The organism is Humibacillus sp. DSM 29435, assembly GCF_001758225.1.
In the GTDB taxonomy this organism is placed as follows: Bacteria; Actinomycetota; Actinomycetes; order Actinomycetales; family Dermatophilaceae; genus DSM-29435.
Window position 1 is genome coordinate 74,640 of sequence record NZ_MAST01000001.1, and the last position, 22,673, is coordinate 97,312.

Sequence of the window (22,673 nt, forward strand, 5' to 3'; positions counted from 1 at the left end):
GGGGAGGGCCGGCACGAGACGGTGTCGGCGCCGTGAAGAAAGCAGCTGCGGTGGTGTGAAGTGGTGGGTCGCTCGAGGTCAGGGCACCCAGCGCAGGGCAGGGGCGGTCGTGGGGCGCAGGCGCACGAGGGCGACCTTGGCTCCGCCGGGGGCGGGGCGCAGGTGCAGCGACTCGGTCTCTTCTCCCTCGACCACGAACACGTCGCCGGGTGCCACCCACCGTTTCCAGGGGCCGGTGGCGTGGGCGATAAGGTGCTCGCCGGTGAGGGGCACGACGACCAGCTCTTCACCCGGGCTTCGCGTCAGCTCGACGACCTCGTCGCGGTGAATCGTGAGGTCGGCCTGGATGTGGTCGCGGTCGTGGTCGACGACGACCCGCCACGGCGCGCCCGACCCGGCATCGGTGCCCGGAACGCGCCGGACCGACCAGAGCCACTGGTCGCCACGCTCGGGCGAGTCGGGGCACGCGGCGAGGGTGGTCGTGCCGTCAGCATCGGGCACGGCAGCGTTGCCGCGCACGAGCATCCACACGGTCAGGCCCGGCCGGAAGAAGCAGGAGCGGCGGCCCCTGCTGCGACCCGGGCCGACGCGGGTGATCCGGCGGCTGGGGAGGCTGGGGAGGCTGGGGAGGTTGAGCCAGGGTGGGCGGGCGTTCGGGCGCCGGCGGCCGGCGCAGCGGCATCCTGCTCGGCCTTGAGCAGCTGCGACATGATGCGACGGGCCTTGGCGACCCCGGCGTCCTGCGCGATGAGCACGTCGTGCTCGTGCGCCGGACGGGTACGCAGGCCGATCTCCTGCAACCGCAGCGCTTCTGCGTCTTCGTCGAGCACCGTGCCCAGGCCGATGCGCAGGTTCTCGGTGGCCTCGACGTTGTCGATGCCGAAGTTGCGGCTGAACGCGTAGTAGTACCAGCAGGTGTGTTCGTCGATGGGCGTGATGGCGTTGAGCACCTTGATCAGGTAGCCCTCCTCGCGCGGGCGGCCGAGCCCGGTGATGCCCGAGTGCAGCGTGTGGTGGCTCGGCACGGCGAACTCGGTGGCGTGGAACCGGTCGTAGAGGCCGTCGATGCCCATGGTCTCGGCGTAGAGCGGCGGGGCCTCGACCCCGGGCATCAGCCGGTCGACGGTCACGGTGGTGCCATCGACCTCCACGGTGATGCCGTACTCGTAGATGTAGTCGTCGCCGACCGTCGTCTGGTGCAGGAACGACTCGTGGGTCAGGTCGAGCAGGTTGTCGTGCACGAGGTCGGCCCGGCACTCGAAGCGGTAGGAGTGCGTGACCGTGGCCCACTCGGGGTCGTTCATCCAGTGGGTGTCGGGCACGAGGGACTCGTCGGCGCGGTCGACGTCGCCGGTCCAGACCCACACCCAGCCGTCGCGCTCGACGACGGGAAAGACCCGCACGCGGGCCCGGGCCGGGATCGTCGACTGGGCCGGCACCCGGGTGCACACGCCGTCGCAGCCGAAGGCGAAGCCGTGGTAGCCGCACTCCACGGAGTCGTCGACCACCCGCCCCGACGAGAGCGGGAAGCCGCGGTGCGCGCACCGGTCGACGAGAGCGACCGCCTGACCGCTCTGCCGGCGATAGAGCACGATCGGCAGCTCGCACACCGTTCGGGCCACCGGCTCGCGGTTCACCTCGTTCGACCACGCGGCCACGTACCAGGCGTTCAGGACATGCATCGGTTCCTCCTCGTCGAGACAACTGGGATGCACTGTATCCATTGGATCCAATCTTGCCAAGAGGCTAAGGTCAGGGGCATGAGCATGCCTCGTCGTGGCGAGCCGGTAGCCGAAGCGGTGTACCGGCACGTTCGGGACGCCATCGTCGACGGCGCCTACCCGGCCGACGCGCAGCTGGTCCAGGAGCAGGTGGCCGACCAGCTCGGGGTCTCGCGCACCCCGGTGCGCGAGGCGTTGAACCGCTTGGCGGCCGAAGGGCTGGTGACCTGGGTGCCCCGCTCGGGTTACACCGTCAACGCCCTGACGGATGCCGACATCACCGACGTGTTCGAGGTGCGCCAGAGCCTCGAGGTGCTGGCGCTGCGCCATGCGTGCGGGCAGCTGAACCGCACGCAGGCGGCCAAGGTGCGCGTACTCATCGCGGAGATGGACGAGGCCGACCCCACTGACGCCGCCGCCCAGTTCGAGCTGAACCGGCTCTTCCACCAGGCGATGGTCGAGCCGTGCCGCAACCGCTACCTGCTGGGGTTGCTCGACCAGCTCTGGAGCAACCCGGTCAGCCGGCGGATCACCGGCTCGTACATCCACGACGCCCGCAACGTCGCCCGGATGGTGCAGGAGCACGAGCAGATCCTGCAGGCGTCACTCGACAACGACGTCGAGACCCTCGTGCGGCTCTCGCAGCAGCACATGACCCAGGGCTACGGAGACGCCCGGCAGCCGTCGGCTCCGGCGGCGGGCCGGTCGGGCGGGTCGAGCCAGCCGGCCGGGTCAGCCGTTCCCGTGCCGACCTGAGGTGGCCGGTCCCGATGACGGGGCAGGCACGAGGGGCAGGCTCGCGGTCAGGCTCGACGCAGCTGGGTCCACCCCAGGCGCCGAGAGATCTCGTTCGCGGCGTCTAGAGCCTGCTGCCCGAGCGCGCCCACGCTGTCCTTGGGCACCCGGTAGGACGGAGCGGCGATCAGCACGGCGCCGACGACCTCACCGCGGTGGTCGCACACGGGTGACGCGATGCCGACCTCGTCGGTTGATGTCAGGCCGTAGTTGACCGCGTACCCCCGCGAGGTGACCTGCTTCAGCTCGGCGGCGAACGCCTGCAGGGCCGCCGGGGTGGTATCAGTGAGGGTCGGCTGCCCGCCCATGATCCGCAGCCGAACCTCGTCGCTGGAGCGCCCGGCGAGGAAGACCTGCACCGAGGCGTTCTCGGCGGCGACGTAGCGCGTTCCGAGCGGGGTGGTGTGCTTGATCTGCTGCGGGCTGGGCACCTGCTCCACCGTGACGGCCTGGCTGCCGCTCCACACCAGCAGGGCGGTCGTCTCGCGAGTGAGAGCCGACAGGTCGCGCAGCACGGGCAGAGCGGCCCGGCGCACGTCGAGGTCGGCCAGCAGTGGCCCGGCGACCGACAGCAACCCGAGGCCGAGGCGGAACTTGCGGCTCTGGGTGTCGCGCTCGACGACCTGCTCCTTCTCGAGGGTGGCGAGGATGCGCGACACGCTCGACTTGTGCAGGCCCACCTTGCCCGCGATCTCGGTGACCCCCTGCAGCGGTTCGTCGACCGTGAAGCAGCGCAGCACCTGGATGACCGTGACGATGACCGACGCGCCCTTGGGCTCGGCGGCCACGCTGGCTGGTGGTCTCGGTCCGGTGCTGGCCACGGCCATCTGTTCATCCTCACCCGGTGACGCGAATCAGGTGCAGACCGGTTGCTCTCGCACCACGGTCCACGCCGCGTTCACGGCATTCGCTCAGTCGACGTTGTTGTGGTCGGGGCCGAACCTGAACATGGTGGTGTTCTCGGCGCCGCCCACGGTGACCACCAGAATATCGTGTTCCCGATACCCACCACCGGCTACCGGCTGCGACGCTGTTCTCGGGCGCTCCGCGCAGCCTGCGCCGACCCGAAGCCGGACCAGTCGGTCGTGCCCGGCTCGCCCCAGACCACGAGCAGCCGCAGGGGGTCCGGTCCTGTGTTGGCGAGGTCGTGCCAGGTGCCCGCAGGGGCCAGCACGCCGTCGCCCGCAGCGATGTCGTAGGTCTCGTCGTCGACGTGCATCCTGCCGGTGCCGGCCAGCACGAGATAGAGCTCGTCGAGCGGCTGCTGTTCTGCGTCGTGGGCATGCATGCCCTCGCTGGCACCGGGCGGCAGCTCCCAGGTCTGCACGGCGACCGGCAGCCGCGACGTGTCGAGGAAGTGCCACTGCATGCGAATGGAGCCCTCGCCGCCGTGCAGCGGGTAGTCGAAGGCGTGCTCACCCGCGCGCTCGATCATCAGTCTGTTCCGATCTCTGTGAGTCCACTGACCCGAGACGAACGCGGTGCGGCTCGGATGCTCTCGCACCACGAGCCACACCGCGTTGTCACGGCATCCGCTCAGTCGACGATGTTGTGGTCGGGGCCGAACGGGAACTTGGTGATGTTCTCGGCGCCGCTCTCGTTGACCACGAGGATGTCGTGCTCGCGGTACCCGCCGGCACCGGGCTGACCGTCGGCGACGGTGATCATCGGCTCCATCGAGACGACCATGCCGGGCTCGAGCACCGTGTCGATGTCCTCGCGCAGCTCAAGGCCCGCCTCGCGGCCGTAGTAGTGCGAGAGCACCCCGAACGAGTGGCCGTAGCCGAACGTGCGGTTGGCGAGCAGGCCGTGGCCGATGTAGATCTCGTTGAGCTCGGCCGCGATGTCCTTGCAGACCGCGCCGGGCTTGATGAGCTCGAGACCGCGACGGTGCACCTCGACGTTGACGTTCCACAGCTCGAGCGAGCGCTCGTCGGGCTGGCCCAGGAAGAGGGTGCGCTCCAGGGCGGTGTAGTAGCCGCACGTCATGGGGAAGCAGTTGAGCGAGAGGATGTCGCCGCGCTGCAGCTTGCGGGTGGTGGCCCAGTTGTGGGCGCCGTCGGTGTTGAGGCCCGACTGGAACCACACCCAGGTGTCGCGGATCTCGCTGTCGGGGAAGGTCTTCGCGATCTCGTGGACCATCGCCTCGGTGCCGATCAGGGCGACCTCGTACTCGGTGATGCCCTCGCGGATCGCGGCCCGGATGGCCTCGCCACCGAGATCGCCGATGCGGGTGCTGTGCTTGATGACCTCGATCTCCTCGGCCGACTTCAGCATCCGCTGGCGCATCGAGTCCTGAGCGACGTCGACCAGGGCTGCCCCGTCGAACACGCCCTGGAGCTTGGCGTGGGTGTCGAGCGAGAGGGTGTCGAACTCGACGCCGACCCGCTTCGGGGTGATGCCCCGCTGGCGCAGCGCCTCGCTGACCCCGAACTGGAAGTTGTCGCGCTTCCAGTCGGTGTAGACGATGTTCTCGCCGTAGCTGCGGCGCCACGGCATCCCGGCGTCGATGTTCGCGGTGACGGTGACCTGGTCGTCGGGGGTCACGACGAGGGCGTAAGAGCGCCCGAAGTAGGTGAAGAGGAAGTCGGAGTAGTACTTGATGCCCTGGTAGGAGGTCAGCACGACCGCGTCGAGCTGCTTCTCAGCCATGATCGTGCGCAGCCCGCCGAGGCGGCGTTCGAACTCGGTGTCGGAGAAGGTGAGTGGGGCCTTCGACCCGTTGTGCAGCACCTTGAGGCGCTCGAGGTCGGCAACCGAGGTGGCGTTGGTCGTGTCGGCGGTCATGGGTGGATCCTTTCGATCAGGTGTATGTCAGTCGGTAGTGAGAAGCGGCTCGGTGGCTGGTCAGCTGTGGCGCAGGGGGTCGCGGCTCGTCTCACGCGAGTAGGCGACAGCGACGAGCGACACGAAGGCAGCGGCCATCAGGTAGAACCCGGGGGCGAGGTCGCTGCCGGTCTTCGTGATGAGCAGGGTGGCCACGAAGGGGGCCGTGCCACCGAAGAGCGCGTTGCTGAGGTTGAAGCTCACGGCGAAGCCGCTGTACCGGTTCTTCGTCGGGAAGAGCTCGGCGAGGAAGCTCGGCAGGGTGCCGTCGTTGAGGGTCAACATGGCTCCCAGCGCGATCTGCACGAGCAGGATGACCGCGAAGTTGCTGGTGTCGAGGAGCATGAACAGTGGCACCGTGAACAGCACGAACAGTACGGATGCCGTGATGAGCACGCGCTTACGTCCGTAGCGGTCAGAGGCCATACCGGTCAGCAGGATGAAGCCGATGTAGGTGACGAGGGCGACCGTCGTTGCGAGGTACGCCTGCGTGGCCGGGAGGCCGATCTCCTCGCTGAGGTAGGTCGGCATGTAGCTGAGGATGACGTAGAAGCCGACGGCGTTGAGCAGCACGGCGCCGGTGGCGATCAGCAGCACCTTCCAGTAGTTGACGAACAGGTCCTTCATCGGGGCCTTGACGACCTCGTCGGACTCGGCGAGCTCGCGGAACGCGGGGGTGTCTTCGAGCTTGGTGCGGATGTAGCGGCCGATCAGGCCCATCGGCGCAGCGAGGATGAAGGGCAACCGCCAGCCCCAGCTCTGCATCTGCTCGGTGTCGAGCAGGCCGGTCAGCAGGGCCGCGATGAGCGACCCGAGCAGCAGGCCTGCGGCCGTGGAGGCCGGCACGACGGCGGCGTAGAGGCCGCGTCGGTTGGCGGGGGCGTACTCCACGAGGAAGGCTGAGGCGCCGGCGTACTCGCCCGAGGCCGAGAAGCCCTGCACGACGCGCACGAGGAGCAGCAGGATGGGGGCCCAGATGCCGATCGTGTTGTACGAGGGGAGAAGGGCGATGCAGAAGGTCGCCATCGACATGATGAGGATCGACCAGCTGAGAGCGGTACGCCGGCCGATCTTGTCGCCGATGTGTCCCCAGACGAAGCCGCCGAGGGGCCGTACGAGGAACGAGATGGCGAAGAGGGCGAAGGTCAGCAGCAGGCCCGTCTGCTTATCGGTGTCGGGAAAGAACACCACGGCGATCGTGGTCGCGAGGTAGCCGTAGACGGCGTAGTCGAACCACTCGACGAAGTTGCCGATGAAGCTGGCCCCCACGACCTTTCGCAGGGTGTTCTTGCCGACGGCGTTGGGGTCGGGTCGCTCCTGACCGCTCAGGCTCGGGCCGAGATCGGCCGTTACCGGGTCGCTATTCGTCTTGCCGGTCTGGTTCTTCGACATTGAAGCTCCAAGGGGAGGTGCAGTTGCATTCGTTGCAACCGCGTTGCGTCAGTATGAACGCAGCCGAGGCCCGACGTCAATAGTCCATTTTCCCGGATGGCCGGTGGGCGCTCAGAGCACCTCACGCACCGACTGCTCGAAGTGGGTCGTGTGCGCCAGGGCCAGTTCGGCGGCGCGGTCGGGGAGGTTGTCGGCGATGGCGCGAAGCAGGCCGGCGTGCTCCTGCACGTGGTCGCCGATGGCGGGCAGCCGGTCGAGAACGAGACACCAGATGCGGGTGGCGAGATTGTCGAGCCGCACCAGGGTCTCCTCGAGGTGCGGGTTGCCGGTGGCGCCGTAGATGAGCCGGTGCACGTCGATGTCGTACTCCATCAGCGCCCGGTTTCCGACCCTCTCCAGATCCATGCCGGCGATCTGGTCGGCCTTGGCCGACAGAGCCGCCCGGCTTGCCGGGCGAGCCGTGGTGGCCGCGCGTCGGGCCGCCAGCGGCTCGAGCACGACCCGCATCTCCGACACCGTCGCGAGGTCGGTGATGTCGACCTGGGTGGCGAAGGTGCCACGCCTCGGGTAGGAGACGACGAGGTGGTCGAGCTCGAGCTTCTTCAGGCTCTCGCGCACCGGGGTGCGCCCGATGCCGAGCTCGAGGGCCAGCGCCTGCTCGTTGATCGGCGCACCCGGCGCGATGTCGAGCATGACCAGCCGGTCGCGCATCAGGTGGTACGCCTGCTCGGCCATCGAGGCGTAGCCATCCGCGCCGCCGGCCACGACAGCGGAGAGGCTGGTGGCCCGAACGGGGGTGAGGCCGGTGGTCAGGCTCTCGATGCTCATTCTCGATCTCCTCGGTTGGAAAGGTCTGGTCATGGTGGCGCACGCCTCGGGTCGCCGCATGGTTTCGTGCCCTCCATTGACGGGGCGGCTGTCTTAGACATATCGTAACCCCTAGATTGATATATCAGATGTCGACACGGCAAATATCAGGAGGGGCAATGACGACCCAGACGCTCTCTACCACCACGGCAGGTAGCCACTCGAGTCTTGACGAGCAGCTCGGGGTGCTCGATCCCGAGGTGGCCAACGCGATCAGCGACGAGCTGGACCGCCAGCAGGACACCCTCGAGATGATCGCGTCGGAGAACTTCGCTCCCGTCGCCGTCATGCAGGCCCAGGGCTCGGTACTGACGAACAAGTACGCCGAGGGCTACCCCGGCCGCCGGTACTACGGCGGCTGCGAGCACGTCGACGTCATCGAGACCCTCGCCATCGACCGGGTCAAGGCCCTGTTCGGCGCTGAGTTCGCCAACGTGCAGCCCCACTCGGGCGCCCAGGCCAACGCCGCTGTGATGCACGCCCTGATCCGCCCCGGCGACACCATCCTCGGTCTCGAGCTGGCCCACGGCGGGCACCTCACCCACGGCATGAAGATCAACTTCTCGGGGCGCCTCTACGAGGTGGCCGCCTACGGAGTCCGCGAGGACACCCACCTCATCGACATGGCCGACGTCGAGCGGCTCGCCCACGAGCACCAGCCCAAGATGATCATCGCCGGCTGGTCGGCCTACCCCCGTCAGCTCGACTTCGCCGAGTTCCGGCGCATCGCGGATGCCGTGGGCGCCTACCTCTTCGTCGACATGGCCCACTTCGCCGGCCTGGTCGCCGCCGGGCTGCACCCGTCGCCGGTGCCGCATGCCCACGTCGTCAGCAGCACGACCCACAAGACGCTCGGCGGCCCGCGCGGCGGCATCATCCTCACCAACGACGCCGCCATCGCCAAGAAGATCAACTCGGCCGTCTTCCCCGGACAGCAGGGCGGTCCGCTCGAGCACGTCATCGCCGGCAAGGCGGTCGCGTTCAAGCTCGCGGCCACCGAGGCGTTCGCTGACCGTCAGTCGCGCACCCTCGAGGGGGCCGGCATCCTCGCCGACCGCCTGCAGCAGCCGGATGTCGCTGCTCGTGGCATCAGCGTGCTCACCGGTGGCACCGACGTGCACCTCGTGCTCGTCGACCTGCGCCACTCCGAGCTCGACGGGCAGCAGGGCGAAGACCTGCTTCACACGATCGGCATCACCGTCAACCGCAACGCGGTGCCCTTCGACCCGCGCCCGCCGATGGTCAGCTCGGGTCTGCGCATCGGCACCCCGGCCCTGGCCACCCGTGGCCTCGACGCCGAGGCCTTCGCCGAGGTGGCCGACATCATCGCCTTGGCGCTTGCCGCCGAGACCGGCAAGGCCGACATCGAGGGTCTGCGGGCCCGTGTCACCGCCCTGACCGAACGCTTCCCGCTGTACCCGGGTGTCGAGGGAGGTCTGGCATGAGCCAGCGCGAGCTGCCCCAGCACCCCGACTTCCTCTGGACCAACCCCGACCCGAAGAAGAGCTACGACGTCGTCATCGTCGGCGGCGGCGGCCACGGGCTCGCCACCGCCTACAACCTGGCCAAGCACCACGGCATCACCAATGTGGCCGTGCTCGACAAGGGCTGGCTGGCCGGCGGCAACATGGCCCGCAACACCACGATCATCCGGTCGAACTACCTCTGGGACGAGTCGGCGGCCATCTACGAGACCTCGCTCAAGCTGTGGGAGACCATGCAGGAGGACCTCGGCTACGACGTGTTCTTCAGCCAGCGCGGCGTGCTCAACCTGGCCCACACCATGCAGGACGAGCGTGACTCGGTGCGACGCGTCGAGGCCAACCGTCTCAACGGGGTCGACGCCGAGTGGGTCACGCCGCAGCAGGTCAAGGAACTCTGCCCGATCATCAACATCAACGACGACATCCGCTACCCGGTGATGGGCGGCACCTACCAGCCTCGCGCCGGTATCGCCAAGCACGACTGGGTGGCGTGGGCCTACGCCCGACGCGCCAACGAGATGGGCGTCGACCTCATCCAGAACTGCGAGGTGACCGGGTTCGTCATGGACGGCGACCGGGTGGTCGGGGTCGAGACGAACCGGGGCCGGATCAACGCCGGCAAGGTCGCCCTCGCCGCGGCCGGCTACACCTCGGTGCTGGCCGACATGGCCGGGTTCCGGGTGCCGATCCAGAGCCACCCCCTGCAGGCGCTCGTCTCCGAGCTGCACGAGATCGTGCACCCCACGGTCGTGATGTCCAACCATGTGCACGTCTACGTCTCGCAGGCCCACAAGGGTGAGCTCGTGATGGGTGCCGGCGTCGACGCCTACAACGGCTACGGCCAGCGCGGCTCCTTCCACGTGATCGAGCACCAGATGGCAGCGGCGGTCGAGCTTTTCCCGATCTTCGCCCGTGCCCACCTGCTGCGCACCTGGGGCGGGGTGGTCGATGTCACGCTCGACGCCTCACCGGTCATGGGCCTCACGCCCGTCGACCAGATGTACGTCAACTGCGGTTGGGGCACCGGCGGTTTCAAGGCCGTTCCCGCTGCCGGCCTCGCCTACGCCCACACCATCGCCCACGACGAGCCGCACCCGCTCAACCGGGGCTACGGTCTCGACCGCTTCGTCACCGGCGCCCTCATCGACGAGCACGGCGCTGCTGCCGTGGCTCACTGACACCACTGACGGCAAGGAGTCTTTCGCCATGATGGTCATCCCCTGCCCGTTCTGCGGGCCCCGCAACGAGACCGAGTACACCTACGGCGGTCAGGCCCACGTGGCCTACCCCGAGAACCCCGACGCCCTCACCGACGAGCAGTGGGCGCAGTTCCTCTTCTACCGCGACAACCCCCGGGGCAGCTACGCAGAGCGCTGGCAGCACTCGGCCGGATGCCGCAAGTGGTTCAACGCCGTTCGCAACACGCACACCTACGAGATCACCCACGTGTACCGCCTCGACCAGGCCAGGCCCGACGGGCTGCCGAAGGCACCACTCGCGACGAAGGAGGTTGGAGCATGACCCAGCACCAGAACCACCACGGGGGCCGGCTCGAGCGCGGTGGGCGCCTCGATCGCGACCAGCCGATCGGGTTCACCATCGACGGCACGGCCCTGACCGGTTACGCCGGCGACACCCTCGCATCCGCGCTCGTGGCCAACGGCCGCCTGCGAGTGGGCGACTCCATCTACCTGCGCCGCCCGCGCGGCGTGCTGAGCGCCGGCGTCGAGGAACCCAACGCGTTCGTTCGCGTCAACGGCGAGCACAACGAGTCGATGCTGCCCGCCACCACGCTCGAGCTGCGCGACGGCCTCGACGTCACCCTGCTCGACGGCATCGGGGTGCTCGACGACCGCCCCGACCGCAACGAGTACGACAAGATGCACGTGCACGCCGACGTGGCCGTCATCGGCTCCGGCCCGGCCGGTCTCGCCGCGGCCAAGGAGGCCGCATCCGGCGGAGCCCGGGTCGTGCTCTTCGAGCAGGACTTCGAGCTGGGCGGCTCCCTGCTGTCTGACCCCACCATCACCGTCGCAGACCAGGGCGCCCTCGACTACGTCGCCAGTGTGCGGGCCGAGCTCGAGGCCGCCCCCGAGGTCACCGTGCTGACCCGCACCTGTGTGTTCGGCAGCTACGACAACAACTTCCTCGTGGCGCTCGAGAAGCGCGACGACGTGGCGTCGGCCGAGGGCGGCGTCTCGCGTCAGCGGCTCTGGCACGTCACGGCCGGCCAGGTCGTGCTCGCGGTGGGTGCCTTCGAGCGCCCGATCGTGTTCAGCGACAACGATGTTCCCGGCGTCATGCTGGCGTCTGCCGTGAAGACCTACGTCGAGCGGTGGGCTGCCCTGCCGGGTCGTGACGTGGTGCTCTTCACCACCAACGACTCCGCCTACGAGACGGCACGCTGCCTGACGAAGGCCGGCGCAACGGTCACGGTGATCGACGCGCGCCCAGAGGTCAAGGCCGCCACCAGTGCCCAGGAGGGTGCTCGGCGGGCCGGCCTCACGGTGCGCACGGCATCCGCCGTGGTGGGCATCGAGGGCAGTGAGGGCGTCACCGGCGCGTTCGTGGCTTCGATCGACGACGCCGGCCAGCTGGCCGGCGACGCCGAGCTGATCGCCTGCGACCTGGTCGCGGTGTCGGGCGGCTGGACCCCCAACGTGAGCCTGCACAGCCAGCGTCAGGGCCAGCTCGCCTGGGACGACGTGCTCTCCGGCTTCGTGCCGTCGGCCGGGGTCAAGAACCAGTTCGTCGTCGGCGCCGGCAACGGCACCTACGACACCGACGACTGCCTCATCGAGGGAGCCCGCGCGGGTCGAGGCGCTGCCGCGGCTGCCGGCTTCCCGGCGTCCAGCAGTGCTGACGGCGGTGACGCCGTCGCCGAGAGCGCCGAGGTCTGGCGCGCCCGCCAGCACCGCGCCGCCGGCACGGTGCGTCCGCTGTGGGCCGTGCCCGCGCCCGACGGTTCTCTCGACACGCACTTCGTCGACCCGCACCGCGACAACACCGCGGCCGACGTGCTGCGCGCCACGGGGGCCGGCATGCGCTCGGTCGAGCACGTCAAGCGCTACACCTCGATCAGCACCGGCATCGACCAGGGCAAGATCGGCGGAGTCAACACCATCGGCCTGCTCACCCAGCTGCTCTCGGGCAACGACACCAAGGCGATCCCGTCCGGTCAGCCCGGCCAGGATGCGGCCGATGCGGTGGAGCTGACGGCATCGGGTCAGCCGGCCCGCCGGCCCACGCCGGGCACCATCGGCACGACGACCTTCCGCGCGCCGTTCACCCCGGTGGCGTTCACCGCACTGGCCGGTCGTGGCCGCGGCGCCCTGTTCGATGCAGCCCGCACCAGCCCCGCACATTCGTGGCACGTCGAGCACGGTGCCCGTTTCGAGGACGTCGGTCAGTGGAAGCGCCCGTGGTTCTACCCCCAGGAGGGAGAGGACATGGACGCCGCGGTGGCACGCGAGTGTCGGGCGGCCCGCGAAGGGGTGGCCTTCATGGACGCCACCACGCTGGGCAAGATCGAGATCCGGGGGGCTGACGCACCCGAGTTCCTCAACCGCATGTACACCAACCCGTTCCTCAAGCTGCCCGTCGGCAAGGGACGCTACGGCGTCATGTGTACCGTCTCAGGCATGGTGTTCGACGACGGCGTCACGCTTCGTCTCGCCGACGACCGCTTCTTCATGACGACCACCACCGGCGGCGCGGCCAAGGTGCTCGACTGGCTTGAGGAGTGGAGCCAGACCGAGTGGCCCGAGCTCGACGTCACGCTCTCCTCGGTGACCGAGCAGTGGTCGACCGTCGCTGTGGTGGGGCCGCGTTCGCGCGAGGTCATCGCCAAGCTGGCCCCCGACCTCGACGTATCGAAGGAGGGGTTCGGCTTCATGGAGTTCCGGGAGACGACGCTCGCCTCGGGCATCGACGCCCGGGTCTGCCGCATCACCTTCTCGGGCGAGCTCGCCTACGAGATCAACGTGCCGCGCTGGTACGGCCTCAAGGTCTGGGAAGACGTCGCGGCCGCCGGCGAGGAGTTCGACATCACGCCGTACGGCACCGAGACGATGCACGTGCTGCGCGCCGAGAAGGCCTTCCCCATCGTGGGGCAGGAGACCGACGGCACCGTCACCCCGCACGACCTCGGCATGGACTGGGTGGTCAGCAAGACCAAGGAGTTCATCGGCAAGCGCTCGTTCTCGCGGGCGGCGTTCACCGAGCCGGGTCGCAAGCAGCTCGTCAGCGTGCTCCCGCTCGACCACACGCTGCGTCTGCCCGAGGGAGCCCAGCTCGTCGAGCCCGACGCTCTGGGTGACTACACCGGCGAGGGGCTGCCGACCGCGCCCATCGCGATGGTGGGCTTCGTCACCTCGAGCTACCACAGCCAGGCGTTGGGCCGCAGCTTCGCCCTCGCCCTCGTCAAGGACGGGCCCACCCGGGTCGGTCAGACGCTGCTCGCTTCGTTCGGTGGCAAGTTCGCCGAGGTCGAGGTGCGCGAACCCGTGCTCTACGACAAGGAAGGAGCTCGCCGAGATGGCTGAGCAGATGACGGTCAAGCCGGCAGCGACGGGAACGACGGATGCCGCAGTGCTGGGCTACCGGCGCAGCCCCGCCCATCACCTCGCCGAGCTCATGGCGGCAGCGAGCGGTGAGCAGGTTCGTCTGCGCGAGGTCCCCTTCCTCACGCAGATCACCATTCGGGCCACCGCGCCCGAGGCCGTGGAGGCCGTGGGCAACGCCCTCGGTGTGACCATGCCGAGCGCCGTGGGCGAAGTGGCCCAGGGTGAGTTCGGCGAGGGCGGCTCAGGCAGTTCGGGCAGTTCGGGCAGTTCGGGCAGCTCAGTGTCGGTCGTCTGGCTCTCGCCCGACGAATGGCTGGCCGTGCTCGGCGACGAGGCCGACACGGGGGTCTCGATCGCCGCGGTGGTCGAGTCGCTGAGCGTGGCCCTGGGCGAGCGACGCGGTCAGGTCGTCGACGTGTCGTCGAACCGCACCACCCTCGAGCTGTCTGGCTCGAAGGCGCGGGCCGTGCTCGACAAGACGATCGAGCTCGACCTGCACCCCCGGGAGTTCCCGGTCGGTCGCGCCGTGTCGACGCAGATGGAGTCGGTCGCCGTGATTCTCTGGCGCTCCGCTGACGACACCTGGCTGCTGATGCCACGTGCCTCGTTCGCCGAGCACGTCGTGGGTTGGCTGGCAGACGGGATGCGGGAGTTCTCCTGATGGCACTCAGCGCTCTCGATCTCTTCTCCGTCGGCATCGGGCCGTCGTCGTCACACACGGTCGGCCCGATGCGTGCGGCCCGTCGGTTCGCCCTGGCTCTCGACGAGCTGGGCCTGATCGAGGCCACGACCCGGGTCGACGCCCAGCTCTACGGTTCTCTCGGGGCCACCGGGCACGGGCACGGGTCTGACCGGGCGGTGCTGCTCGGCCTCGAGGGTGAAGACCCCGAGACCGTCGACACCGACCGGGCGTTGGACCGGGTCAAGCAGGTACGCGCCAGCGGCCGGCTGCACTTGGGCGGCATCCGCGACATCGACTTCGACACCGACGAAGACCTCACCATGCACCGGCGTCGGTCCCTGCCCACGCACCCGAACGGGATGACCTTCGAGGCCTTCGACGGCAGCGGCGTCTCACTGCTGCACCGCACCTACTACTCGGTCGGCGGCGGCTTCGTCGTCGACGAGGGGGCGAGTGGCAGCGACCGTGTTGTCGAAGACGAGACCCCGGTCGCCTACCCCTTCGAGAAGGGTAAGGAGCTGCTGGCGCACTGCCGCGAGAACGACCTGTCGATCGCGCAGGTGATGATGGCCAACGAGCTGTCGTGGCGCACCGAGGCGCAGGTGCGGGCGCAGCTGCTGCACCTCTGGGACGTCATGCAGCAGTGCGTCGAGAACGGCTGTACCCGCACCGAGACGACCCTGCCCGGCGGCCTGAAGGTGCGCCGGCGAGCTCCGAACCTGCGCACCGAGCTGCGTGAGCAGGAGGCCGCGGCGCGAGTCGGCGGGGCCCCGATGCTCGACCCGCTGTGGGCGATGGAGTGGGTCAACCTCTACGCGCTCGCGGTCAACGAGGAGAACGCCTCCGGTGGCCGCATCGTCACGGCGCCCACCAACGGCGCAGCCGGCATCATCCCGGCGGTGCTGCACTTCTACACCCGCTTCGTCGACGGGGCTGATGACGACAAGGTGGTCGAGTTTCTGCTCACCGCAGCGGCCATCGGCATCCTCTTCAAGCTCGGCGCATCCATCTCGGGCGCCGAGGTCGGCTGTCAGGGTGAGGTCGGCTCGGCGTGCTCGATGGCGGCCGGGGGCCTGGCCGCGGTTCTCGGCGGCACGCCCGAGCAGGTCGAGAACGCGGCCGAGATCGGCATCGAGCACAACCTCGGGCTCACCTGTGACCCGGTCGGTGGGCTCGTGCAGATCCCGTGCATCGAACGCAACGCGATCGCCTCGGTCAAGGCCATCAACGCCGCCCGGCTCTCTCGCCACGGCGGAGGGCACCACAAGGTGACCCTCGACCAGGCCATCAAGACCATGCGTGAGACCGGCGCCGACATGAAGATCAAGTACAAGGAGACCTCTCGCGGAGGTCTCGCCGTCAACGTCATCGAGTGCTGAGAACTCAGCCGAGAAAGGCTCTGCCATGAGTGCTGTTGGTGCCACGACCGTTGGACCGGTCGACGACTCGTCTTCGCAGCGGCCTTCGGTCAGAAGCCGGTTCACGACCGGTGGCGGCTATGTGCTGACGCTCGACTGCCCCGAGCGGCCGGGGATCGTCAATGCCGTGTCGGGCTTCCTGCTCGAGCATCACGGCGACATCCGCGAGCTCAAGCAGTTCGACGACGCGCGTCACGGCCACTGCTTTCTGCGCGTGCACTTCTCGGTTCCGTCAGCGGCATCCGGCGAGACGACGGATGCCGGAGCCGATTTGGTCGAGTCGGCTGCCTTGGTCGCCGGTCTGACGGCGGCCTTCGCCGACGTGGCGAAGGGGTTCGACATGCGCTTCGAGCTGCGGTCGGCCGCCGAGCCGCGCCGGGTGCTGATCATGGTGTCGAAGTTCTCGCACTGTCTCAACGACCTGCTCTTCCGCGCCCGCGTCGGTGAGCTGCCCATCGAGGTGGTGGCCGTCGTGTCGAACCACCGCGACCACGAGTCGCTCGTGCAGTGGCACGGCATCCCGTTCCACCACGTGCCGGTGACCCCCGACACGAAACCGGCGGCCGAGGCCGAGCTGCTACGACTCGTCGAGGCGCTTGACGTCGAGCTGGTGGTGCTGGCCCGCTACATGCAGATTCTCAGCGACCACCTCGTGGGAGAGCTGAGCGGCCGCGCCATCAACATCCACCACTCGTTCCTGCCGAGCTTCAAGGGCGCCAAGCCCTACCACCAGGCCTACGACCGCGGCGTCAAGACGGTCGGCGCCACGGCGCACTACGTCAGCGCCGACCTCGACGAGGGTCCGATCATCTCGCAGCAGGTGCGCGAGGTCGACCACGCCGACACCCCCGACGACCTCGCCGCAGCCGGCCGCGACACCGAGTGCAAGGCCCTGTCGAACGCAGTGCGATGGCACTGCGAGAGCCGGGTCATCCTGCACGGCAACCGAACCGTGATCCTGCACTGACGACGGGCCGTACGAAAGTGGCCACTCGACGGGGACGAGCCCCCCCAACCACGTCGAGCCCCCCCAACCACGTCGAGTGGCCACTTTCGTACATCGAATGCTGGACAGCCTGCGCCGGCAGGGCGATCATCGAAGGCACCGGCGATCAGGGTAGGAGGGCAGCATGCGTGCCACCGCGATCATGACCAACCTGCACGTGGCCGACATCGAGGCTGCGAAGGGGTTCTACACCGACTTCCTCGGGCTCTCGACCGAGGAGTTCAACATGGGCTGGGTGGCCCGCTACACCTCACCCGACACCGGGGTGAACGTGCAGCTCGTGACTCGTGACCGCACGGCAGCCGAAGACTCGAGCATCTCGGTGGCGACGGACGATGTCGAAGGCGCCTACGAGGAGGCCCAGGCTCGGGGCTACGAGATCGTCCATCCGCTGACGACCGAGCCCTGGGGCATCCGGCGGTTCTTCCTGCGTGCTCCGGACGGCACCGTCATCAACATCGCCAGCCACCCGGTCTGACGCGGCGCTCGCGGCGACGTGGGCCGATGCCCAGTTTTAGGCAGGCTTACTCGGACGCGGAAGAAGTGGTCGAGGCCAGCAGGCGTCGGGCTCGACGACCGAGGTCGCTCAGGTCTACCCGGCCCGCATCGGCGGCGGCGGCGAGACGCGCGGCCAGGTCGAGGGCCTCGTCGAGCTCGGGCCCGACGATGGCTGCCTCCTGCCCCATGTCGCGCAGGATCGTGCCCTCGGTGCGTGAGGCGATCAGGGGGTCGGCGACGCCGTCGATCCAGACCCGGGTGCGTTGGCCGTCGCCGCGCTCCTCACCGGTGATTCGCTCGAGCGCGAAGATGCGGTCGGCGCGCGCGAACTTGCCGAAGCCCAAGGCCACCATGTGATTGTCTGACGCCACCGGCCCATCCTGACAGCAACCACCGACAGCGGTCTCGCTGCGCCTGACCCTGTCTTCGATCTTCCTCGCTCCGCCTCGCCCGGAGAAGGAGCGCGGCTGGTGGGCAGGGCCTGCGTCTGGCGTCGGTCAGTCTGTCGCCGTGGGATCCGGCAGCACGTCGCGCCACGAGTGCTGCGGCGCATAACCGAGCAGCTCGCGGGCCTTGTCGATCGAGTAGAACGTCTCGTCACGCCCCATCTGCCGACTCAGCTTCACCCCGTCGTAGAAACGGTCCAGGACCTGCTGGGTCGTCTCAGCGACGGACATATCGGCGTTGGCGACGTTGAACATCTCGAAGCCGAGCCCGTCGACCTCCAGACAGCGCTGCACCATCTGGCCGAGGTCGCGGGTGTCGATGTAGGCGAAGATGTTGCGGCGCCTCAGCGACGGGTCGGCCAGGTAGGCGGGGAACTTCTCGGCGTACTCGTGCGGCTCGATGACGTTGTTGATGCGCAGACCGTAGATGTCGCTACCGGTGCGGGCCTGGAAGGATCGCGCAGTCACCTCGCCGGCCACCTTGGACATGGCGTAGGCGTCCTCGGGGACCGTCGGGTGGTTCTCGTCGACCGGCACGTACTGCGGTCGGCGCTCACCCTGGGCGAAGCAGACTCCGTACGTGGTCTCCGAAGAGGCGAACACGATCTTGCGCACCCCGAGCCGCGTCGCGGCCTCGAGCACGTTGTAGGTGCTGAGCACGTTCGTCGCGTAGGTCTTCGCGTCAGACGTGAGCAGGATGGCCGGCACGGCGGCGAAGTGCACGACGGCGTCATAGGCAGGCTGCTGCGCCAGCTCGAGCTCGTCCATCCTCGCCAACCCGGCCAACGCCGAGTAGGTCTCTCCGACGTCGGTGAGGTCGACCCTCAGGTCGGCTACGGCCGGGTCTCGCAACGGGACCAGGTCGGCGGTCGTGACCTGGTGACCGTGCTGAGCCAGGTAGGGCGCGACGTGCCTGCCGGCCTTGCCGCTGCCTCCGGTGAAGAAGATGCGCATGTCGCGATCAAACCACTGCGGCATCCGACCGACCTACGCGGGGCCGGCTCGGGTCGCGGCGCGGCGCCGTCCGACGCCCGCTTGCAAAGGTCAGGCCAGGTTCAGGCAGGGTCGCCGGGTCAGGGCCGGGCGAGCGTCACCGTGCGCACGCCGTGCAGATGCAGGTCGGTGCGGTGCAGCAGCGCCTGCGGGCCACCGTCGTCGAGCAGGGCCTCGAGCGTGAGCCGGTCGTCGGCGTCGAGGAGGTCGCCGAGACCACGCGAGAGTCGGTCGAACCAGGCTCGGGCGTACGGGCCGGCCAGCGGGTGCACCGGCGAGCGTTCGTCGATCACGAAGTCGTGCTGGTCGACGACGGTCCATCCCGCCTGGCCGAGCACCGCAGCCCAGGACGCACCCAGGGTCGGCAGGGCCTGCGCGTGGACCTTGGCCAGCGCCTCGAGTGCCCGCGTCTCGAAGCCGGCTCGGCCGACGCCGAGATCGTCGGGCAGGAAGCGTAGGGGCTCGTCGAACTCGGCCACGGCGATCAGCCCGTCGCCTCGGGTGATCTGACGCAGCTGCGAGAGCGAGCGCGTCGGGTCGGTGAGGTGGTGCAGCGACATCGAGGCCCACGTGAGGTCGATCGGAGCGAGGTCGGGCCAGCCGGTGTCGAGGTCGGCCACCAGTGTGCGCACCCGCTCACCCAAGCCGGCGGCCTGTGCCTTGGCGTTCACGCGAGCGAGCGACTGCTCTGAGACGTCGACGGCGACGACCTCGCCATGGGGCAGCCGGCGGGCCAGCCCCAGCGCCCCGGTGCCGGCCCCGAGGTCAACGACGCGGGTTCGCGTCACCCGATCACCATCGTGCCCCTGTGTCACGGCGGTCGTCACCCGGTCGAGCGCAGCGTCCCAGTAGTGCCGCAGGACCTGCCCATCGAGGTCGAGCAGATCGTCGAGCTCGACCTCGATCGGCGAACCGTCGTGGTTGTGGGCAGGTACGCCGTGACTGTCGGCTGGGCCGAGCTTCTCGTGGGTTCGGGGGGTTCGGGGGGTTCGGGGGGTTCTGGGGGCTCGGCGGGCTTGGGGGGCGTTTTCGGGTGGGGCGTGCGACATGACTCCCACCGTAGGAGGTGCTTGCGCCGCAAGCATATGATCTTGCCAATGACGCAAGAAGCCGACCTCGACTCCGTGATCCGTGCCCGGGTTCGCGGTCTGCGCCTCGCCCTCGGGTGGTCCCTGGATGCTCTCTCCAGGCGGTGCGGTCTCAGCGCCTCGACGCTCAGCCGTATCGAGACCGGGCATCGCCGGATCGCCATCGACCAGCTCAGACCCATCGCTCGAGCCCTGGGCACGAGCATCGACCAGCTCGTCGAGCTCGCGGGCGACGACGACGTCGTGATCCACCCGCGCCGTGACACCGCCCACGGCCGCACGACGTGGCTGCTCACCCGCGAGGACGAGCCCCACGGCCTCGTGGTGGCGAAGATGCGGATCACGGCTCGGCGCCACTCCGGCCCGCTCGGCGTGCACCCGGGGCACGAGTGGTTCACCGTGCTCTCGGGAACCGCCAGACTGCACCTCGGTGATCGCGTCGTGCTCGTCGAGGAGGGCCAGTCGGCGCAGTTCTCGACGATGGTGCCGCACGCGATCCCCACGGCCGATGACCCGGTCGAGATCATCGTCGTGCTGGACCGCGACGGACGTCGGGCCCATCTCGACCCGGCGCCTGAGTGAGACCAAGTGCTGGTGGGCCCGCTGCGTCGGGCTGAGTGAGAGGGGAGCTCGGAGCGGCAGCAACGAGCGCCCGTTAACAGAACTAGTCTCGGCGGATGAAGATCCAGGAGCTCGACTGGGGCGACACCCCCTGGGGTGCCATCAGCCTTCGCCGGCGCTGGGACCGCATCACGGAGCGAGACGTGCACGAGGTCAAGCTCGGCGACGACTTTCTCATGTCCAGTCAGTTCACCACCGGTGAGCGTGAGCTGGCCCGGATCGGTCTCGCGGCTGTGGCCGGCACCTCACTGACCGTGCTGGTGGGCGGGCTCGGGCTCGGTTACACCGCGGTGGCGGCGCTCGACGACGACCGGGTCACCGAGCTGACCGTCATCGAGGCCCTGCAGATCGTCATCTCCTGGCACGATCGCGACCTCATCCCCGACACCCAGGGGCTGTCCTCCGACCCGCGGGTGCGTCTCGTGTGCGACGACTTCTTCGACGTGGTTCGCGCAGGTCGTGCCGACCGAACCTATGACGCGGTGCTGCTGGACATCGACCATGCACCCGACTGGCTGCTCCGTGACGACCACGGTGACCTCTACACGGCCCCGGGGTTCGCGCGAGTCGCCGCGATGCTCGCCGACGACGGGGCCTTCGCGCTGTGGTCTGACGAGCCACCCGAGCCGGAGGTGGTGCGGCGGATGGCCGAGGCCTTCGAGCAGGCCGACGCCCAGGTGGTCTCGTTCCCCAACCCGCTCACCGGTGGGGAGTCGGCCAACACCGTGTACCTGGCGGTCCGCCCTCGTCGCTGAACACGCCGTCCTCTCACGGCGTCCGGCTCGGGTCATCGCCTGACCGGATGCGGCGGACCGCGCGTGGTCCAACACGACGCCAGCGCAGGACACCAATACCGACAGCATTTCGGCGCTCACCGCGGCGAGACCGGCGGAGATCAGCAGCAGGCGGTGCTGCTCCTTCGTGTCCTCGAGCACCAGCGGCATCCCGGCGGCCAGGCCATCGACGGTCCCGGCCGGGGGAGCCGATGTGGAGCTCGTCGGCTGTGGATGTGGCGAGAACCCGCGGTTCCGGAAGGCTCATAGACTGCAGGCCCATGAGCGCCCCATCGTCGCGCAACCGGGTCGCGGCCTCGCTCGTGCGGCTCGGCCCGCACGGGGCCGCCCATCGGGTTGCACTCCGGGCTGGCACCTCGGTGCTTGTCCCGCTCCTGGTGCTCGTGCTCGTTGGACGGGTGGAGTGGGCCGCCTTCGCCGTCTTCGGAGCCTTTGTCAGCCTCTACGGGCGCCACCACACGCGGGCCCAGCGCGCCGGGATGCAGGCGGTCGCAGGCTTCTTCCTCGTGGGCGCTGTCACGCTCGGCACCGTGGTCGCGCTGGTGCCCGACTCACGCTGGCTCGTCGTCGGGCTCGGCGCCCTGCTCGCAGCCGCCGGCTCGCTGACCTCCGACGCGTACGGATGGCACCCTCCCGGGCCGATCTTCATCCTCTTCGGGTTCGCGGTGTGCGGTGTGCTCCCGGCGACACCCCTGGACGTACCTCTCGCGTTCGGGGTCGCCGCCGCCAGCGCCCTCTTCTCGATCTTCGTCGGCAACCTCGGGGCTCTGCGTGACCCCGGCGCCTGGGAGCGCCCTGTACCGCCGAACCCGCAGTTCGCCGACGCCTGGAACGCGCCCGGCGCCCGGGCTCACCTGCTTCGCTACGTCGTTGCGTTGCTCGTTGCCGGCGGCGTGGCGACGGCTCTCGACTGGCAGCACCCGTACTGGGCGATGGTCGCGGCGATCGCGGTGCTCTCCGGCCCCGACCGGTCATCGCGGCTGACCCGGTCGGTGCACCGCGTCATCGGCACGTTCATCGGGATCGGGGTTGCTGCCCTGCTGCTCTCGCTCGACGTGAACGGCGTGGTCGCCGTGCTCGTCATCGCGGCCCTGCAGGTGCTCGCCGAGCTCTTCGTCGCACGCAACTACGCAGTGGCCCTGTTGTTCATCACTCCCCTGGCGCTGCTCGTCGGTCAGCTGGTGCGCCCCGCTCCGGCCGGGCCGCTCGTGCGTGACCGCCTCCTCGAGACGGTGCTCGGCGCCGCCATCGCGGTCGCCGTGCTGCTGGTCGTGCCGGATCGGCTGCGCCAGGCCGAAGGTGAGCCCGTCTGACGCAACCCGAGGAGCGGGTGTGAGCAACGATCCGGGATGCCGCTGACCCCGCCGCGACACCGCATCCTTCGAACGCCGGCGGGATGCGGCATCCGGCAATCGGGCCGAGGTCACTGCCACCCGGGTGGCGGCCGCTAGGTCTGCTCCGGTCGATTGCGTGACGA

Annotated in this window: 22 protein-coding genes; 12 read left to right on the forward strand and 10 right to left on the reverse strand. The window is 69.1% G+C overall.

Going from position 1 to position 22,673, the window contains the following annotated elements; all coding sequences use genetic code 11:
* Positions 1–78: 78 nt before the first annotated feature.
* Both BA895_RS00360 and BA895_RS00365 read right to left on the reverse strand, forming a co-directional pair.
* Positions 79–519 (reverse strand): hypothetical protein, encoded by a 441-nt coding sequence (locus BA895_RS00360; RefSeq protein ID WP_139142450.1) that lies wholly within the window; start codon positions 517–519, stop codon positions 79–81.
* 14 nt (positions 520–533) lie between these two features.
* Entirely contained in the window at positions 534–1,682 is a 1,149-nt protein-coding gene (locus BA895_RS00365) for an aromatic ring-hydroxylating dioxygenase subunit alpha (protein WP_083282827.1), read from the reverse strand.
* Positions 1,683–1,760: 78 nt separating this feature from the next.
* Here BA895_RS00365 and BA895_RS00370 point away from each other — a divergent pair, with 78 nt between their 5' ends.
* Positions 1,761–2,477, forward strand: coding sequence for a GntR family transcriptional regulator (locus BA895_RS00370; protein ID WP_070189906.1), 717 nt, complete (start codon positions 1,761–1,763; stop codon positions 2,475–2,477).
* A gap of 47 nt (positions 2,478–2,524) precedes the next feature.
* Here the strand turns inward: BA895_RS00370 and BA895_RS00375 are convergent, their stop codons facing one another.
* The 5 genes from BA895_RS00375 to BA895_RS00395 form a co-directional block, all read right to left on the reverse strand.
* A complete protein-coding gene (locus BA895_RS00375) occupies positions 2,525–3,343 on the reverse strand; it encodes an IclR family transcriptional regulator (RefSeq protein WP_070189907.1) in 819 nt (272 codons plus the stop codon).
* Between the two features lie 188 nt (positions 3,344–3,531).
* Complete coding sequence (locus BA895_RS00380; protein ID WP_070190226.1) at positions 3,532–3,951, reverse strand: cupin domain-containing protein; 420 nt, start codon at positions 3,949–3,951, stop codon at positions 3,532–3,534.
* Between the two features lie 101 nt (positions 3,952–4,052).
* Positions 4,053–5,303 (reverse strand): M24 family metallopeptidase, encoded by a 1,251-nt coding sequence (locus BA895_RS00385; RefSeq protein WP_070189908.1) that lies wholly within the window; start codon positions 5,301–5,303, stop codon positions 4,053–4,055.
* Between the two features lie 60 nt (positions 5,304–5,363).
* A complete protein-coding gene (locus BA895_RS00390) occupies positions 5,364–6,734 on the reverse strand; it encodes an MFS transporter (protein ID WP_083282829.1) in 1,371 nt (456 codons plus the stop codon).
* Positions 6,735–6,845: 111 nt separating this feature from the next.
* Complete coding sequence (locus BA895_RS00395) at positions 6,846–7,469, reverse strand: GntR family transcriptional regulator (RefSeq protein ID WP_070190228.1); 624 nt, start codon at positions 7,467–7,469, stop codon at positions 6,846–6,848.
* Between the two features lie 251 nt (positions 7,470–7,720).
* On the opposite strand from BA895_RS00395, the gene glyA reads away from it, so the two are divergent.
* From glyA to BA895_RS00435, 8 genes are all read left to right on the forward strand, one after another.
* Positions 7,721–9,046, forward strand: coding sequence for a serine hydroxymethyltransferase (gene glyA, locus BA895_RS00400; protein WP_070189909.1), 1,326 nt, complete (start codon positions 7,721–7,723; stop codon positions 9,044–9,046).
* Positions 9,043–10,263 carry a sarcosine oxidase subunit beta family protein gene (locus BA895_RS00405; RefSeq protein ID WP_070189910.1) on the forward strand — a complete coding sequence of 407 codons (1,221 nt, stop codon included), beginning with the start codon at positions 9,043–9,045 and terminating at the stop codon, positions 10,261–10,263. The genes glyA and BA895_RS00405 overlap by 4 nt, the downstream gene beginning before the upstream one ends.
* Before the next feature lie 28 nt (positions 10,264–10,291).
* On the forward strand, positions 10,292–10,606 hold the full coding sequence (locus BA895_RS00410; RefSeq protein ID WP_070189911.1) for a sarcosine oxidase subunit delta: 315 nt from the start codon (positions 10,292–10,294) through the stop codon (positions 10,604–10,606).
* A complete protein-coding gene (locus BA895_RS00415) occupies positions 10,603–13,629 on the forward strand; it encodes an FAD-dependent oxidoreductase (protein WP_070189912.1) in 3,027 nt (1,008 codons plus the stop codon). Before BA895_RS00410 ends, BA895_RS00415 begins: the two co-directional genes overlap by 4 nt.
* Positions 13,622–14,311 carry a sarcosine oxidase subunit gamma gene (locus BA895_RS00420; protein ID WP_070189913.1) on the forward strand — a complete coding sequence of 230 codons (690 nt, stop codon included), beginning with the start codon at positions 13,622–13,624 and terminating at the stop codon, positions 14,309–14,311. The genes BA895_RS00415 and BA895_RS00420 overlap by 8 nt, the downstream gene beginning before the upstream one ends.
* Positions 14,311–15,711, forward strand: coding sequence for an L-serine ammonia-lyase (locus BA895_RS00425; RefSeq protein WP_070189914.1), 1,401 nt, complete (start codon positions 14,311–14,313; stop codon positions 15,709–15,711). Before BA895_RS00420 ends, BA895_RS00425 begins: the two co-directional genes overlap by 1 nt.
* Positions 15,712–15,736: 25 nt before the next feature.
* Positions 15,737–16,717 carry a formyltetrahydrofolate deformylase gene (gene purU / locus BA895_RS00430; RefSeq protein WP_083282831.1) on the forward strand — a complete coding sequence of 327 codons (981 nt, stop codon included), beginning with the start codon at positions 15,737–15,739 and terminating at the stop codon, positions 16,715–16,717.
* A 163-nt stretch (positions 16,718–16,880) separates the two neighbouring features.
* Entirely contained in the window at positions 16,881–17,234 is a 354-nt protein-coding gene (locus BA895_RS00435; RefSeq protein WP_070189915.1) for a VOC family protein, read from the forward strand.
* A 46-nt stretch (positions 17,235–17,280) separates the two neighbouring features.
* Here the strand turns inward: BA895_RS00435 and BA895_RS00440 are convergent, their stop codons facing one another.
* The 3 genes from BA895_RS00440 to BA895_RS00450 all read right to left on the reverse strand — a co-directional run bounded on the left by BA895_RS00440 (position 17,281) and on the right by BA895_RS00450 (position 19,742).
* Positions 17,281–17,625: a hypothetical protein gene (locus tag BA895_RS00440; RefSeq protein ID WP_083282832.1), complete on the reverse strand. Its 345-nt coding sequence runs from the start codon at positions 17,623–17,625 to the stop codon at positions 17,281–17,283.
* A 126-nt stretch (positions 17,626–17,751) separates the two neighbouring features.
* The gene (locus tag BA895_RS00445) at positions 17,752–18,678 is read right to left on the reverse strand and encodes an NAD(P)-dependent oxidoreductase (protein ID WP_254666267.1); all 927 of its coding nucleotides are present in this window, start codon (positions 18,676–18,678) and stop codon (positions 17,752–17,754) included.
* Positions 18,679–18,773: 95 nt separating this feature from the next.
* Complete coding sequence (locus tag BA895_RS00450) at positions 18,774–19,742, reverse strand: class I SAM-dependent methyltransferase (RefSeq protein ID WP_139142451.1); 969 nt, start codon at positions 19,740–19,742, stop codon at positions 18,774–18,776.
* Between the two features lie 48 nt (positions 19,743–19,790).
* On the opposite strand from BA895_RS00450, the gene BA895_RS00455 reads away from it, so the two are divergent.
* From BA895_RS00455 to BA895_RS00465, 3 genes are all read left to right on the forward strand, one after another.
* Positions 19,791–20,363, forward strand: coding sequence for a helix-turn-helix domain-containing protein (locus BA895_RS00455; protein ID WP_070189917.1), 573 nt, complete (start codon positions 19,791–19,793; stop codon positions 20,361–20,363).
* Between the two features lie 95 nt (positions 20,364–20,458).
* The gene (locus BA895_RS00460) at positions 20,459–21,157 is read left to right on the forward strand and encodes a spermidine synthase (protein ID WP_070189918.1); all 699 of its coding nucleotides are present in this window, start codon (positions 20,459–20,461) and stop codon (positions 21,155–21,157) included.
* Positions 21,158–21,456: 299 nt separating this feature from the next.
* Positions 21,457–22,509, forward strand: a complete 1,053-nt coding sequence (locus BA895_RS00465; RefSeq protein ID WP_070189919.1) for an FUSC family protein — start codon at positions 21,457–21,459, stop codon at positions 22,507–22,509.
* The last annotated feature ends 164 nt before the right edge of the window (positions 22,510–22,673 follow it).